General features: G+C 64.2%; 10 protein-coding genes. 4 read left to right on the top strand and 6 right to left on the bottom strand.

All coding sequences use genetic code 11. The features are described from left to right. Positions 1-37: 37 nt before the first annotated feature. Positions 38-2,515, top strand: coding sequence for a zinc-dependent metalloprotease (locus LI72_RS10325; protein ID WP_081984841.1), 2,478 nt, complete (start codon positions 38-40; stop codon positions 2,513-2,515). 224 nt (positions 2,516-2,739) lie between these two features. Here the strand turns inward: LI72_RS10325 and LI72_RS10320 are convergent, their stop codons facing one another. The 4 genes from LI72_RS10320 to LI72_RS10305 all read right to left on the bottom strand — a co-directional run bounded on the left by LI72_RS10320 (position 2,740) and on the right by LI72_RS10305 (position 9,030). After that, entirely contained in the window at positions 2,740-3,879 is a 1,140-nt protein-coding gene (locus tag LI72_RS10320; protein WP_033925777.1) for an NAD(P)-dependent alcohol dehydrogenase, read from the bottom strand. Between the two features lie 67 nt (positions 3,880-3,946). Then, positions 3,947-6,559 (bottom strand): TonB-dependent receptor, encoded by a 2,613-nt coding sequence (locus LI72_RS10315; RefSeq protein WP_033925776.1) that lies wholly within the window; start codon positions 6,557-6,559, stop codon positions 3,947-3,949. A gap of 103 nt (positions 6,560-6,662) precedes the next feature. Continuing rightward, a complete protein-coding gene (locus LI72_RS10310; protein WP_033925775.1) occupies positions 6,663-7,583 on the bottom strand; it encodes a helix-turn-helix domain-containing protein in 921 nt (306 codons plus the stop codon). Between the two features lie 43 nt (positions 7,584-7,626). Further along, on the bottom strand, positions 7,627-9,030 hold the full coding sequence (locus tag LI72_RS10305) for an aldehyde dehydrogenase family protein (protein WP_033925774.1): 1,404 nt from the start codon (positions 9,028-9,030) through the stop codon (positions 7,627-7,629). 143 nt (positions 9,031-9,173) lie between these two features. On the opposite strand from LI72_RS10305, the gene LI72_RS10300 reads away from it, so the two are divergent. The 3 genes from LI72_RS10300 to LI72_RS10290 all read left to right on the top strand — a co-directional run bounded on the left by LI72_RS10300 (position 9,174) and on the right by LI72_RS10290 (position 12,047). Next, complete coding sequence (locus LI72_RS10300) at positions 9,174-9,614, top strand: MarR family winged helix-turn-helix transcriptional regulator (protein WP_081984839.1); 441 nt, start codon at positions 9,174-9,176, stop codon at positions 9,612-9,614. Positions 9,615-9,719: 105 nt separating this feature from the next. Next, a complete protein-coding gene (locus tag LI72_RS10295) occupies positions 9,720-10,541 on the top strand; it encodes a p-hydroxycinnamoyl CoA hydratase/lyase (protein ID WP_033925773.1) in 822 nt (273 codons plus the stop codon). A 12-nt stretch (positions 10,542-10,553) separates the two neighbouring features. Beyond that, positions 10,554-12,047: an AMP-binding protein gene (locus LI72_RS10290; protein WP_231562424.1), complete on the top strand. Its 1,494-nt coding sequence runs from the start codon at positions 10,554-10,556 to the stop codon at positions 12,045-12,047. 8 nt (positions 12,048-12,055) lie between these two features. On the opposite strand, the gene ligD is transcribed toward LI72_RS10290, so the two are convergent. Further along, entirely contained in the window at positions 12,056-14,533 is a 2,478-nt protein-coding gene (gene ligD, locus LI72_RS10285) for a DNA ligase D (RefSeq protein ID WP_033925772.1), read from the bottom strand. A 1-nt stretch (position 14,534) separates the two neighbouring features. Continuing rightward, a complete protein-coding gene (gene ku / locus LI72_RS10280; RefSeq protein WP_033925771.1) occupies positions 14,535-15,404 on the bottom strand; it encodes a non-homologous end joining protein Ku in 870 nt (289 codons plus the stop codon). Positions 15,405-15,618: the final 214 nt, after the last annotated feature.

The following is a 15,618-nucleotide window of genomic DNA, read 5'->3' as shown; positions in this document are numbered from 1 at the left end:
ACATCACAAGACACGACAACTCAAAAGGGGGCAGATCATGACACCATCGCCGTTTTCGACTTTCCGGCTCGCCGGCATGCTGCTGGCATCGACGGCCATGATCGGCGCGGCCATCCCGGCTGCGGCGATCGCAGCTCCCGCTGCAGCCAGCACCGCGCCGGAAAGGATGGATGGTTTTGTGCCTTTGGTCTGGGATGCCGCCAAGGGCCGCATTCTGATGGAAGTGCCCGCGTTCGACAGCGACATCCTGTATTACGTATCGGCGGCGAGCGGCGGTGGTTCGGTGGAGCTGCCGCTCGACCGGGGCATATTGAACAGCTCTGTCATCCGCTTCCAGCGTGTTGGCGCGCGCGTGCTGGTGATCGAGGTCAACACCGATTATCGCGCCACCACCGGCACTGCGGACACCGCAGAGGGGGTCGTCGATTCCTTTCCGACATCGGTGATCGCCAGCCTGCCGATCGAATCGACAGCGGGCGGCAAGGTGCTGGTTGATGGCACTGCGCTGTTCATGCGCGATGCGGCCGGGATCGAAGCGACAATGAAGCGCGCCAACCAGGGCAGCTTCAAGTTCGATGCTGCGCGCAGTGCCTTTCACATGCCGAAGACCAAGGCGTTTCCCGACAATACCGAGGTGGAGACGATCACGACGTTCGCGGTCGATGGCCCCGGCGCGCTCGTCCGCAATGTCACCCCCGATCCGCGCAGCGTCACGCTGCGCATCCATCACAGCTTCCTCAAGGCTCCCACCGGCTATGTCCCGCGCCTTGGCGATCCGCGCATCGGGGTGAGCGAACTGACCTTCCGCGATTATTCCAAGCCGTTCAGCGAGGGGACCGAGACGAACTGGATCACCCGCTGGCGGTTGGAGAAGAAGGACCCGTCCGCAGCGATGAGCGAGCCGGTCAAGCCGATCACCTTCTATTTCGACCCTGCCATCCCCGACCCCATCCGGACCGCGATGAAGCAGGGCACCTTGTGGTGGAACACGGCATTCGAGCAGGCAGGGTTCGTCAATGCGGTGCGAGCGGTCGATGCGCCTGCCGATATGGACCCGATGGACATCCGCTATGCCTATGTGCTGTGGATCAACCGCGACGAGCGCGGCTTTTCCAGCGGCGGCACCTATCGCGATCCGCGCACGGGAGAGATCATCGGATCGAAGACGCGGATGGACACCCACCGCATCCGCACCATCGGCAATTACTGGGATGCCTATATGGGCGGGCTGGCCAGCGACGGCAGCGGCGTGACGGTGGCGGACCCCAAGTTGCTGACGCCCGGCGCGTTTGCCGGGATGCCGGCCGGCCAGCGCGACATGGTGCTGCTGCGCCAGGCGCTGCTGACCGCCCACGAACTGGGCCATGCTTTGGGCTTTCAGCACAATTTCTCGTCCAGCCTGGATAATCGCCAGTCGGTGATGGAATATCCCACGCCGCGGGTGATGGTGAAGAACGGGCGCATCGACCTGTCGGAATCGTTCCAGAAGCAGATCGGCGCCTATGACGCTGCGATGACGCGCTATGCCTATACGCCATTGCCTCCGACGCAGGAGAAGGCAGGCCTGGCAAAGGTGATCGCCGACATGCGCGCGGCGGGGCTGCACTACGTGCCAGAAACCGATCCGCGCTGGACGTGGTATGACGACCGCGCGACGCCGACCGAGTTCCTCAAGGAAACCTTTGCCGCGCGCGCTATCCTGTTGAACAGCTATGGGCAGAACGCCCTGACGCCGGACGAACCGATGGGCAGCCTGCGCGATGCGCGGCTCTGGATGGTGTATCTGCATCACCGCTATGCGCTGGAAAGCGGGCTGAAATACATCGGCGGGCAGTATCAGAACCATGTCGTCAAGGGCGACACGGTGCCGCCGACCGAGTTCATTCCGGCGGCGTTGCAGCGCGAGGTGCTGGGGCTGCTGCTCGATGCGATCGCGCCCGAGGCGCTGGCCATCCCCGAGCCGCTGCTGGCGCTGCTGACACCCTCGCCGCGGTCGAACCTTGAAGACCTGTCCGACGATCCGGTGTTCGACCAGATCAAGGCGGCGCGGATCTCCACGGCGCTGGTGCTGGAACCGCTGCTGGATGGCGCGCGTGCCAACCGGATGCTGGCCTTGGGCGCGCGGCAGGGCGATGCACTGACGTTTGTCGAGATGATCGATGCCGTGATTGCGCGCACCTGGAATGCCCCGGTCAAGGCCGATGCCGGCGGCCGAGCGCTGCAGATGGCGGCGCAGGGCGTGACGCTGGATGCGCTGAAGATGCTGGGCGCTAACGAAAAAGCGGCTCCAGAGGCGCGCGCGGTCGTGCTGGAGGCATTGCGGACACTGGCGTCATCGCTTGGCGCATCCCGCGATGCCGACCGGTTGACCCGAGCGTTCCGCAAGCAATCCGCCGCGGACATCATGCTCTATCTTTCCGAACCCATGGCACACGCCCCCAAGGCGATTGCGCCATCCTGGGGATCCAGCCCGCGCTCACGCTTCCCGATGCCGCCCGGTCCGCCGCTCGGCTGATCCCGGTCTGCACCTCGCACGCTCAGGCGCATGTCCTGCATGCGCCATAACGCGTCCGCTGTGGGATAGGATCGAGCCGGTCGCTGCAAGCCGTGATCGCTGCCAGAACCCCAGATAGGCGGCGCGGAAGCGGCGAACGCTGATGCAACTTCCCCCGCGCTCCGCTTTTGGGGCGCGTCAAGCATTGGCACCGCAGGCTGGGTTCGCCTGCGACCCAGCGGGACCTATTGGATGCCCCGCTGCCTGGAGGCCTCCGCGAACCGCAGCACAGGCTTGATGACCTGGCCCGTTTCGCCCGCTGCAATAGCGCGATCGATGTCATCGAACGGAAAATACGCGACGAGCCGGTCGAACGGAAAAAGGCCCTGGCGGTAGTATTCGATCAGCTGCGGAATGAAGGTCTTGGGGTCGGCGCTGCCTTCGATCACGCCTCGAATGATCCGGCCGCCACTCATCAGATGGGCCAGATCGCTGTCCAAGCGGTTGCCTGGAGCATAGGCGCCGACCAGGGCCAGCTCGCCGCGCGGCGCGAGGGCCAGAACCGCGTCGTTGACCAGCGAGCCGATGCCTGCGGTGTCGATGATATAGTCAAACCCTGCAGGACAGCCGGCCTGTGCCGCCAGACCGGCAAACGTCTCTGCGTCGGACCGCAGCGCGTGCGTGGCGCCCAGTTCCAGCGACAGGGCAAGGCGGTCATCGTTGATGTCGATGGCGACAATCTTTGCGGCCTCGGCGATGACCGCAGCCATGACGGCGGAAAGCCCGACCGCGCCTGCACCGATCACCGCAACGCTCGATCCTGGTCGCACACGGCATGCATTGAGGACGGTGCCCGCCCCCGTCTGGATGCCGCAGCCCAGAGGGCCAAGCAGTTCGATCGGCAGATCCTGGTCGACCCTGATGGCATTGCGCTGATTGACGAGCGCGTGGCTGGCGAAAGAGGACTGACCGAAGACATGGCTATGGACGGGCGCTCCATGGGCATCGGTCAGCGCGGTGGACCCGTCGAGACGCGCTCCGAAGAAATTGAGCGGCACCCATTGATGGCAATAGGCAGGCTGGTCGTCGGCGCAGGATCCGCATTGTGCGCAGGACATGAAGCTGAGCACGACATGGTCACCGGGGACGAAATCGGTCACCGCGCTCCCCACGGCCCTGACGATCCCGGCACCTTCATGCCCCAGCACCACCGGCAGCGGCACCGGCAGATGCTGGTCGCGCATCACCATGTCTGTGTGGCACACGCCCACACCCCGGATTTCGACCAGCAATTCGTCTGGCCTGGGATCCTCGATCGTCACGGGCTCGATCTGCGGCACGGCGCCTGGCTGGCGCAAGACCGCGGCTCTGGCGGCAGTACTCATCGTTCTCGCTTTCCTAGCTGAGCGCCAAGCCCAGTGCCCGGCATCGGCCGGACCACCGGAGCCTGGATCAGAACTTGACGCCCAGACGCAGATACCATTCGCGCGGCCGATTGTAGCTGCCGAACACCAACCCGGCCGACAGGTTCGGGCCGCCGGTGGTGATGAAGCGCTCATCGCTGAGATTGGTGCCGCCCAGCGTCAGGTTCCAGTTCTCGTCGGGGGCGACATACTGGATCGATGCGTTGAACACGTCTGTCGAAGGGCGGAACAGCAGCTCGGTCCCGGCAATGTCGTTGCGGAACGCGCTGGCATAGGACCAGTCGCCCAGCACGACGATCTGCGCGCCGCTCGGCAGCGTGTATTCATAGCGCGGGCTGAGGTTGAATTTCCACTCGGCAGATTTCGGCAGTGGGGCGCCCACGCCGATCCCGCGCTGGATGCCGGGGATGGCCGCAGAGTTGACCAACGCTGCGGCTTCCACACTGGTATAGGCGGTATCGAGATACCCCAATGCGCCGGTGATGGTGAGGCCACGAACCGGTTGTGCGGCCACCTCAAGCTCGAAGCCCCTGATCCGCGCATCGCCGGCATTGTCGATGGTCGGCGACGTGCCCACCTGGATGTTGAGCTGCACGCCCGTATAATCGGTGGTGAACACCGACGCGTTGACCTGCAGCCGCCGGTCCAGCAGCGTCGCCTTGACGCCCGCCTCGAAGGTTTCTGCTTCTTCGGGGCCGAAGTCCGGTGCGACATTGCCTTGCGGGTTGGTCAGGCGCGTCGTCCAACCACCGGTCTTGTACCCCCTCGACCAGCTCGCGAACACCAGCAGGTCCTCGCTGGGATGGATCTGGATGCCTGCGCGCGGCGCGAAATTGTTGAACTTGGCGCGGTTGACGCCGGGTACGTAGACGCGGGTGGGTTCGGCCGCGCTCGGAAAGCTGAGACCGGCAAAGCAGGGTACGCCGGGAGGAGCGAGCGGGAACTGGCCCAGCGGCGTGATCGTCCCATCGGGCGCCGAACAACCGAACAGCCGATAGTTGAAGCCGTTCAGTTCCTTCTGGCCGCCTTCGAACTCCTTGGTCTCATTGGTGTAGCGCCCGCCGAGGGTGAAGCTGATCAGATCGATCGGACGGTAATCGATCTGGCCGAAAAAGGCATAGTTGCTGGTGTCGAAATCATTCGGACCGTCAACCTGCACCAGACCTTCGTTGAAGGTGACGAAATCGTGCAGGTCGCCCTTTTCCTCGAAATAATAGGCGCCGCCGACAAAGGTCAGCGTGTCATCCAGCGCCGATCCCAGCAGCTGCAGCTCCTGGCTGAACTGCCACTGGTTCTGCTCGAAGCTGATTTCGAGGATGCTGAGCGGCGAGCCGTCATAATCGCCGCCAGCCTTCCAGGCGGTCTTGCGATAACCGGTGATCGACTTGATCTGGATATTGTCGGTCAGGTCGAATTCCAGCGTCCCGGCCAGACCCCAGGCAGTCAGCTTGGAAAAGCTGGGCCCGGTCGAAAAGCTCTGGTCGATATTGGGGTTGAGGAACCGGCTGTCGAACGGAATGCGGTTGTTGGTCGGGTCCGCATCGACATTGACGCTGGCAAAGGATGTCAGGCGGCGCCCCGGCAGGAACTGCGTGCCACGCGCGCCGCAAAGCGCCTGGGCATTGCGCGCCGCAATCTGGGCAGGCGTGGAGCCGATACAGAAATTGTACAGGCCGCCGAACAGAAAGCCGGTATTGGCAGGACTGAACGCCGTGCCCGGCAGATTGGCGGTGCCACCGAACGGACCGGGGATATTCTCGAACGTGCCCAGCAGCTTGCTGGCCTGGCCGCTGTTGTCGCTGTGCATGTAATCGCCAGAGAGCGAGATGCGCCAACGGTCCGATGGCTCCCAGATGGCCCGGCCGCGCATGCTGAAGCTTCCCTCACCACCTTCGCGCTCTGCAGACCGGTAGCTCGAATGGTTGAAGTTGAGGAAGTTGTCCGAATTGGACGCGAAGCGTGCCCCTTCCCCGTTAAACGGCACGCGGCGCAGAAAGCCGTCGCGGTTGGAGCTCGACACGGTCAGCGAAGTCCGGAAATTGTCTGCCAGCGGCAGATCGACGGTGCCGCGGAACCGCAGATAGTTGAAGCTGCCCGCGGTGATATCGCCCGTGAACCCAAAATTGCGGCCCGGCTCGCGCGTGACGATCGAGATCGCACCGCCAATGGTGTTGCGGCCGAACAGCGTGCCTTGCGGACCTTTCAGAATTTCGACGCGCTCGACATCGGGCAGATCGAGATTGGCACCGACGGTACGCGCCAGGTAAATGCCATCGAGATAGATGCCCACGCCCGGGTCGATGTTGAAGGCAAAGTCGTCCGATCCGATGCCGCGGATTGTCGCGGAGATGACCGCGGTCGACCCGGAAAAGGGCGTGCCGCCGTCGAGGTTGACGTTCGGCGTCAGGCGCGAGAGCGATGCCAGATTGCCGACACCCTGCTCGGTGATCGCCTCTGCACTGAACACGGAAATCGCGATCGGAACATCCTGCAGCGATTCCGACCGGCGCTGCGCGGTCACGACGATTTCCTGCAGCCCTTCGGTCTCTGGTGCGGGCGGCGCTTCCTGGGCCCAGGCGGGCGTGACGGCGAAGGCAAGGCACAGCGCAAGGGCGCACGTGGATACGCGAGTTACGGACATTTCAGACTCCCCCGGAGTTATTCTTGTTGTTGGAGGGGGGAGTACCAAGCCGCCGATGGCGCGGCTTTAACGATTGCGCAAAAACACCGGACTCAGGCGCAAGTCAGTGGCGGGTGCGATATTCTGTCGGAGAGACGCCAAAAGCGGCCTGGAACCGCCGAGCGAAATAGGCGCAATCGTTGAACCCGACATCAAAGGCGATCGCCGTCACCGACCGGTCGGGCGCGCTGACCAGCAGCTCGGACGCCTTTTCCAGCCGCCTGCGGGTGATATAGGCCGACAGCGTAAATCCATGCTTCGCACAGGCGAGCTGCAGCGTGCGGAGCGGCATCCCCATCTGGTCGGCAATCGAGGACGGCGTCAGCCCCGTATCGTGCAAGCGGGCTTCGATGATGCCCTTGACCCGGGCCAGCGACAGATCGGCGCCGGTGGCCCCGGGTTCGGGCCTTGCCTGAAGCGCGGCAGCGGTCAGCGACAGGATCGTGTCGTTGTACAGGCCTGACGAGGCGTTATCCAGATTGCTCGCCCCTTCGCGCCACAGCGACAGCAGGAAGCTGCGCAGAATGCGGGTGCTGGCAATTTCACCGGACACGGGGCGGGCGATATGCGCATCGACGTCGGTCATCCGGTCTGCCAGCAGAGTGCGGTCAAACTCGACGATCAGCATCTGGTGATCGTGCGGCGCATCGAAGGCATAGGCTTCCTGCGCCGCGCACAACACCATGTCACCCGGCGCGAGATTGGCGGTGCGGCCGCGATGCGAGACCGCGCAGCGCCCGGTGTGCAGGATGTGCAGCACCAGATTGTCCGGGCTCTGCGCAACCCGCATCCGGGAAATGCGGGCACTGGTCGATTGCGGCCAGGTCAGCGTCATCCGATCGAGCGACCATCGCTTGAGCTCGGCCCGAAACCGCCGATCGAGAGGATCGACCACCAGTCCATGATAGGTCTGGCTGAGCAGGGAATTCCAGAACTCTACCCCGGTTTCGGACTCTGCCTGTACGGTGGAAAAAATTTCGATCACCCTGCTGCCTCCCCCTCATGTCATGCCATCGTCCCTGGTCGGTCTACGCCGCCATGTTGACGATATGCGCCTGGGTATATTCGTGCAGACCGGCTTCGCCAAGTTCTCCGCCCAGGCCGGACTGCTTGCTGCCCCGGAACGGGATCGAAGGATCGATGGCCATATGCTGGTTGACCCAGACCGTGCCCGAGTCGATCTGCATCGCAACGGCAAGGGCGCGCTGCCGATCCTGGCCCCAGACGGTGCCCGCAAGGCCGTAGTCGGAGGCGTTGACCTCGTCGATCAGGCTGTCGAGATCGTCATAGGCGAGCACCGGCAGCACCGGGCCGAACTGCTCTTCCTGCACGATCCGCGCGTCGCGCGGCAGATCGCGCACGATCGTCGGCGCAATGAAATAGCCTGGCCGATCGAGCGCTTCACCGCCGGCGATCACCTTGCCGTTGGCCGATGCATCGGCAAGAAACTCCTTCACCTTCTCGTATTGCGCGCGGTTCTGGACGGGGCCGATCTCCGCGCCCTGGCGGGTGCCTTCATCGACCACCATCGCCTCGGCCAGCCGCGCCAGCTCGTCGCAGAACGGATCGTAGAGCGCGGCCGGAACATAGGCACGCTTGACCGCAACGCATATCTGCCCGGCGTTGAGCATGGCGCCGTGAAACACCTTGCCAGCCACCTCCTGCACATCGACATCATCCAGCACGATGGCCGCGTCGTTGCCGCCCAGCTCCAGCGTCACACGCTTGATGCCGGTCGCCGCCGATTGCATCACCTTGCGTCCGGTGGCGGTCGAACCGGTGAACGCCACCTTGGCAATATCGGGATGGCTGGTCAGCAATCCGCCCAGATCGTTCTCGTCGCAGATGATGTTGATGACGCCGGCAGGGAGGATATCGCGGCACAGTTCGCCAAACAGCAGCGTCGTCAGTGGCGTGGTCGGCGCTGGCTTCACCACCATCGTGTTCCCCGCGACCAGTGCAGGGCCCACCTTGTTCATCAGCAGAATGACCGGGAAGTTCCAGGGCGTGATGGCTGCCACCACGCCCAGCGGCGTGCGATGCTCGATCACGGTGCCGTTGGCGTCGTCGCGCAAGATGCGCGGCTCGATCGTCATGTCGGCAAAGGTGCGCAGCGTGCCGACACTGGCCATCATCTCGTAATACGCCTGCCCCAGCGGCTTGCCCTGTTCGGCCGTGAGCAACCGCGCGAATTCGTCTGATCGGCTTTCAAGAGCATCGGCAAGGGCATGAACCAGCCGGGCGCGCTCGGCGGCGGGCGTACGCGCCCAACTGGGAAAGGCGGCCTTGGCGGCGGCGACAGCGGCGTCCAGCAGCGCTGCGTCGGCGCGGGGGCACTGCGCGAAAACCTGTCCTGTCGCCGGGTTGATGACCCCGAACGCACCGCGGCCTGCATGGGCCTTGCCGTCGATCAACAGACTAAATTCGTTCATGCTCGCTCTCCCTCCATCGGGTCTGGCCGTGCGGACCCAAGCCCTGTTTGCACAATGCCAGCCCATCCGGCTTGACAATTTGTATCCTTGGTGGATATTCCGCCCTGGATACAAAATCAAGCTCTCGTTGAACAGGACCCGTCATGCCCACACTCGACACCATAAGCGGCAGCCGCGCGTTGGCCGGGCTGGTGGGATTCCAGCTGCATCTGGCCAATATGCGCGTCATGCAGGCTGCACGCGAAGCGCTGGCCGGTCGCAACACGACACCTGCCAAGGTCACAGCCATGCTGTTCGTGCTCGACAATCCGGGCTGCGATCAGACCACCCTTTCCCGCTTCATGCACGTGGGCCGGTCGGCGATCATGAAGCTGCTCAACACGATGGAGAGCCACGGTCATGTCGAGCGCCGCAGCGGCCGCGACCTGCGCAGCAACGGATTGCACCTGACACCGCAGGGCGAAGCATTCCTGGCTGAAGCCCTGGAGCTCATCCAGGAAAGCGACCGCCATGTGACCGCCCAGCTCACCAAGGCAGAGCAGGATCAGCTCATCGCGCTGCTGCACAAGCTGCAGGGCAGCTGAGCCCCGCACTGCCCGGGTCCCGATCCTTACCCGAACCGCAAAACCAAACCCCGATGCCGCAAGGGCCCGATCGATCCGGCCCGGCATCAACAGCTGGAGAATGATATGTCAGACACCGACATCGTGAGTTGCACCATCGAGGACGGCATCGCGTGGGTGAAGTTCAATCGCGCCGACAAGCGCAATTGCATGAGCCCGACGCTGAATCGGCGGATGCTGGAGGTGATCGAAAGCATCGAGTTTCGCGATGACGTCGGCGTGCTGGTGCTTTCAGGCGAAGGAACCGCATGGTCGGCCGGCATGGATCTCAAGGAGTATTTCCGCGAGAACGAGCACAAGGGCCTGCATGCGGTGCGCAAGGCTCAGCGTGAGGCTTATAGCTGGTGGCAGCGGCTGCGCTGGTTCGAAAAGCCGACCATCGCGATGGTCAATGGCTGGTGCTTCGGCGGCGCCTATGGCCCTCTGTTCGCATGCGACCTCGCTTTCGCCGCGGAAGATGCGCAGTTCGGCCTTTCGGAGATCAACTGGGGCATCCTGCCGGGCGGTGGCGCGTCCAAGGTGGCGACCGAACTGCTCGGGTTCCGCGACGCGATGTATCACGCCATGATGGGCGAAAACCTTGATGGCATTGCTGCGGCGCGCAAGGGCCTGGTCAACGAAGCCGTCCCGGCCGATCAGCTCAAGGCGCGCGTCACCGAGGTCGCACATGTCCTGCTCAAGAAGAACCCGACCGCGCTGCGCGCGACCAAATGGGCCATCCGGCGGGTGCGCGAGATGACCTATGACAATGCCGAGGATTATCTGATCCGCGCGCAGGAAGCGGCCAACTCGTTCGATGGCGAGGGCCGCAAGGAGGCCACCCGCCAGTTCATCGACGAGAAAAGCTTCAAGCCGGGCCTGGGTGCCTATGACCTGACCCGTGCCTGACGGTCACGCCCGATGGACATGATCGCCGTTCACGCGCGGATGCAGCCCGAAAAGCTGGCCGCGCATGATCTCACCACCGGCCAGCGATGGACGTACCGCGCGCTCGACCGGCTGGTGGCTGGTCTGGCGACGGTCCTGAAGCGCCGCAGCGTCGAGCCGGGCGTCCAGGTGGCGCTGCACGCGCGCAACAGCGTGGCGCAGGTCGCGCTGCATTTCGCATGCGCGCGGCTGGGGGCGATCTTCGTTCCGCTCAACTGGCGGCTGGGCGAGCCGGAGCTGCAAACGATCGTCGATCTGGCCGAACCGATGTTGGTGCTCGGCGACAATTCTGCGCCAGGCAGCATCGCAGGCCGAGCCGTGCTGCCGTTCGGCGCCATGGTGACGGAAGCCGAGACCGCCGAGCCTGCGCTCGATCAGCTTCCCGACTGGAATGCACCTTCGCTGATCCTGTTCACATCGGGCACGACCGGCGTGGCGAAAGGCGTGCCGTTGTCAGAGCGGGCATTGCGCGAAACCGCGATCAATTTCGCGCTCCTCAGCCGGATAGACCACACCAGCACCGTCCTGTGCGAAGCTCCGATGTTCCACATCATCGGGTTGGTCAGCAACATCCGCCCGGTGCTGACCCAGGGTGGGACCATCGTCGTGTCGGACGGATTTCAGCCTGACCGGACGCTGGCGCGGTTGGCCGATCCGCACCTTGGCGTCACCCATTTTGTCGGCGTCCCGCAGATGATGGAGATGATGCGCGGCCAACCCGGATTCGATCCTGCCAGGCTGCGCCATATGGTGGCCCTGATTTCGGGGGGCGCCCCGCATGACCGGGCCGACCAGCAGGCCTGGATCGATGATGGCATCCCGATGGTCCTCGGCTACGGCATGAGCGAGGCTGGCACCATCTTCGGCATGCCGCTGGATTGCGGAATTCTGGCTGAAAAGCTCGGCTCGGTCGGACTGTCGATGCCCGGTGTGGAAATGCGCATATGCTCGGCCAACGGCAGCCTGGTGGCACCCGGTGAGCCTGGCGAACTCAAGCTGCGCGGGACCAACGTGTTCTGCGGCTATTGGCGAAATGCGCAGGAGACGGCCGCGGTGTTCGACGATCAGGGATGGTTCGCGACCGGCGACATCGTCAGGCGCGATGCCGACGGTTTCCACTGGATCGTCGATCGCAAGAAGGACATGTTCATCTCGGGCGGCGAAAACGTGTATCCGGCCGAGGTCGAGGCCCAGCTGAAATCCTATCCCGGGCTCGCCGAGTGCTGTCTTGTCAGCGTCCCGGACGCACGCTGGGGCGAGGTCGGACATCTCGTCCTCGTCGAAAGTCCGGGCGCGTCGGTTTCCATCGATGCGGTGCAGGCGTTTCTCGCGACCCGTCTGGCCAGGTACAAGCAGCCAAAGCTGTTCACCATCCTGACGCAACTTCCGCGCACCGCCACCGGCAAGGTGCGCAAGGGGGAATTGCGCGAACAGCTCTTGCAGGAGCAGGCCCCGGTACCGCAGTAACCGGTCGATCAGTATTCCGGCAGCGTCTGCGTGGCAAATCCCCAGCCCTGAAGGTCGGGCGCGGACGCGCGCTCGAGCAGAATCGCGCCATCGTCGATCGTGAACTGACTGGCGCTTTCAGCCTTTGCCAGCGCATCCCAGCCGATCGGCACCGCCACAGGCGCATGCGGCCGTGCGCGCGCCGAATAGGGCATCACCGCGGTGCTGCCCCGCTGGTTGCGCAGCCAGTCGATGAAGATCCTGCCCTTGCGCTTGGCCTTGCTCATCGTCGCGACGAACCGGTCGGGCTCGGCCATGCTCAGCGCTTCGGCAAAGTGCCGCGCAAACGCCTTGTGCGCCTCCCAGCTGTGCCCCGGATCCAGCGGCACCACGACATGCACGCCCTTGCCGCCGGTGAGCATCGCAAAGCTGACGAGGCCCATGTCGGCCAGATGCCCGCGGATATCCAGCGCCGCCTTCCGGACGTCGGAAAAATCAAGGCCCTCGTCGGGATCGAGATCGAACACCATCCGGCAGGGATGCTCGACCGCCGCGATCTGGCTGCCCCAGCCATGGAACTCGATCGTCCCCATCTGGACACAGGCCAGCAGTCCGGCGGCATCCTCGACATACAGATAGTCTTCGTGCCCGCCGTCCTTCTCGCGGATGGTGATCGGGTGGACATGCTCGCCGAATGCGCCCGAATCATGCTTCTGGAAGAAGCACGTCTTGGCGCGTCCCTGCGGGCAGCGCACCAGGCTGACCGGGCGGCGGGCGGCGTGCAGCACCATCACCGGGGCAATCGCGGCATAATAGTCCGCAAGGTCGCCCTTGGTCTTCTTCGCTTCGGGAAAGATGATGCGGTCGCGGCTGGAGATCGTGACCTCATCGTCGGCGGCAGGCGCGCGCGCTGCAATTTCCGGAGTCACATCGCGCGCCGCCTTGTCGCCGCGCAGCCCCAGAAAGCTTGCATGCCGCACCGCTCCGCCCGCGGTGAATTGCGCAAATGCGATTTCGGCGACCAGTTCGGGCTTCAGCCAGTGCGCATTGCGGGCGGCGGCACCCTCGACAGGCAAGGGTGCCGTCTTGCGCGCCAGCCTGGCGAAGGTCCGCGCAAGCTCGTCCATGACATCGGCGCTGAACCCCGTGCCGACATTGCCCTTGTAGACCAAGGCATCGCCCTCGTGCTGCGCGAGCAGCAGCGAGGCGAACGGCCTTCCCTTCGCCCTGGAGGGGTTCCAGCCGACGATGACGAATTCCTGGCGGCGGGTGCATTTCACCTTCACCCAGTTGGCCGAGCGCTTGCCGGCATAACTGGCATCGGCGCGCTTGGAGATGATCCCTTCCTGCCGCGCGCTGCACATCGCGGCATACAGCTTTTCCCCGGCACCGATGACATGATCGGCCACCGCGATCGGCCTGGCGGCATTCTGCAGCAAAGCTTCGAGCCTTTCCTTGCGTTCAAGATTGCCCAGCGCCGTCAGCGACGTGCCATGCTGCTCAAGCAGGTCGAAAGCGAAAAGCTGGAGTTCGGTCTTGGTGTCCTGCGCGCCGTGCCCGCGTTTCAGAACGGCCTGAAGCGCAGAAAAATCGGGGTTGCCATCGGCACCGAACGCAACGATTTCGCCATCGATCAGGCAGGGCGGCAGATCGAGCGCGGCGATATGCGCTGCCAGCGGCGCAAACTTGTCGGTCCAGTCCAGCCCGTTGCGCGTATAGATCCGGACGTCCTGGCCCGCTGCGGCGATGGCGGCGCGATAGCCGTCGTATTTGATTTCGTGGATCCAGTCGTGTCCGCTCGGAACGGCATCAACCAGCGTTGCCAGCTGCAGGGGGCGGAACCGGGGCGGCGTGCTGTTGCACCGGCGCTTGGCGGCAGGCTTGGCGGTGGCGGCAGGTCTTGCGCCTGCATCGGGCGCGGCAGCCGCATCGCCTGCCGCGATCTGCGCCATCGTCCGGTCGGTCAGCACGCTGGTGAGCGCGCGCCCGACCAGGTCGTCGGTGCCACCGGCCCATGCGTCATCGATCTTGCGCAACAACCAGTTCTCGCGCTTTTCGCCGGCACGTGGCTTCATCCGGACCAGCAGCCACTCACCCTTCATCCGCTGGCCATCGAGGGTGAAGTGGAGATGCCCCTCTTCGATGTCGTGCGCGCTCTTGCCGGCAACCGGTGCCCATGTGCCGCTGTCCCACAGCATCACCGTGCCGCCGCCATAGGCGCCCTTGGGGATCACGCCTTCAAAATCGGCGTACGACATCGGATGGTCCTCGGTGCGCACCGCCAGCCTCTTGTCATCGGGATTGGCGCTGGGGCCCTTGGTCACCGCCCAGCTCTTGAGCACGCCGTCGATCTCCAGCCGCAGATCGAAATGCAACCGGGTGGCATCGTGCTTCTGGACAATGAAGCGGTTGCCGCCTGGCTTGTCCACCTTGCCCGCGGGCTCAGGCGTCCGCTCGAAATCGCGCTTGGCGTTATACTCCGCAAGAAGATCGGCGGCCCTCGCCATGTCAGGCCCGCTTGCGCGCCGGCGCCTTTTTGGGCGGAGCCTTCTCGGGCGCAGCGGCCTTTTTGGGTGCGGCCTTTTTCTTGCCGTCGACCGAGGCCTTGAGCGCCGCCATCAGATCGATGACATTCGATCCCTTGCCGCTGTCACCCGGCTCCTCGACATCCTCGAGAACGCGCTTGCCCTTGGCCTTGGCCTTTTTGGCGATCACCCGCTTGAGGGCATCTACATAGTGGTTTTCGTAATCGCTGGCGTCGAATTCGCCGGACTTGTTGCTGATCAGCGTTTCGGCAAGGTCGAGCAGGTCGCTGTCCGGCTTGGCCGATCCGACCTCGCGGAAATAGTCCGCCGCCTTGTTCACCTCGTCGGCATAGCGCAGGACCTCGAGGATCAGCCCGCGGCCACAGGGGCGCAGCGCCACCAGCTGTTCCTGCCCGCGCAGCGACAGCTGGCCCAGACCCACCTTCTTCGTTCGCTTCAACGCTTCGCGCAGCACGATATAGGCCTCTTCCGCCAGATCGTCTGCCGGAACCACATAATAGGGCTTGGTGTAATAGAGCACGTCGATCGCATCGCGGTCCACGAACTGGACGAGTTCGAGCGTCCGTTTGCTCTCCAGCTTGACCGCCGCGATCTCCTCGTCGTCGAGCAGCACGTAATTGCCCTTCGACAGCTCGAAGCCCTTGACGATGTCGTCATGGTCGATCGCGCCGATGCCGGGCACGACCTTCTCGTACTTCACCGGCTTGCCGCTCGGCTCGTGGATCTGGCGGAAGCTGACGGCCGCGCCGGACTTGGTCGCAGAATAGATTTCGACGGGGATCGACACCAGCGCAAGGCGGATATGTCCCTTCCAATAGGCGCGTGCAGCCATGGTGTTCTCGCAATGACGTGAAACGCACATATGCGCGAGCGCCGGACAGGTTCCCACAACGCGCCCTGGCAGCAGCAAACCCCTATGCACAGGACGCAAATGCACTTTGGCCATGGGCCTGAATCGTGATCGGGGCATCCGCCTGAGCTGGCACCGGATCGCCGGATCGCGGCTTTCGTCGCCACGCAACCAATCCCCCGTTCACAGGTATCGT

Origin of the sequence: Sphingomonas sp. 35-24ZXX, assembly GCF_000786215.1 — a bacterium.
Taxonomy (GTDB): domain Bacteria; phylum Pseudomonadota; class Alphaproteobacteria; order Sphingomonadales; family Sphingomonadaceae; genus Blastomonas.
The sequence above is the reverse complement of the archived record's forward strand: the minus strand, read 5'-3'. Positions and strand labels throughout refer to the sequence as shown.

Coding starts and splice junctions, on each gene's coding strand:
- LI72_RS10325 (WP_081984841.1), top strand. CDS start 38: ATGACACCATCGCCGTTTTCGACTTTCCGGCTCGCCGGCATGCTGCTG.
- LI72_RS10320 (WP_033925777.1), bottom strand. CDS start 3,879: ATGAGTACTGCCGCCAGAGCCGCGGTCTTGCGCCAGCCAGGCGCCGTG.
- LI72_RS10315 (WP_033925776.1), bottom strand. CDS start 6,559: ATGTCCGTAACTCGCGTATCCACGTGCGCCCTTGCGCTGTGCCTTGCC.
- LI72_RS10305 (WP_033925774.1), bottom strand. CDS start 9,030: ATGAACGAATTTAGTCTGTTGATCGACGGCAAGGCCCATGCAGGCCGC.
- LI72_RS10300 (WP_081984839.1), top strand. CDS start 9,174: ATGCCCACACTCGACACCATAAGCGGCAGCCGCGCGTTGGCCGGGCTG.
- LI72_RS10295 (WP_033925773.1), top strand. CDS start 9,720: ATGTCAGACACCGACATCGTGAGTTGCACCATCGAGGACGGCATCGCG.
- LI72_RS10290 (WP_231562424.1), top strand. CDS start 10,554: ATGGACATGATCGCCGTTCACGCGCGGATGCAGCCCGAAAAGCTGGCC.
- ligD (WP_033925772.1), bottom strand. CDS start 14,533: ATGGCGAGGGCCGCCGATCTTCTTGCGGAGTATAACGCCAAGCGCGAT.
- ku (WP_033925771.1), bottom strand. CDS start 15,404: ATGGCTGCACGCGCCTATTGGAAGGGACATATCCGCCTTGCGCTGGTG.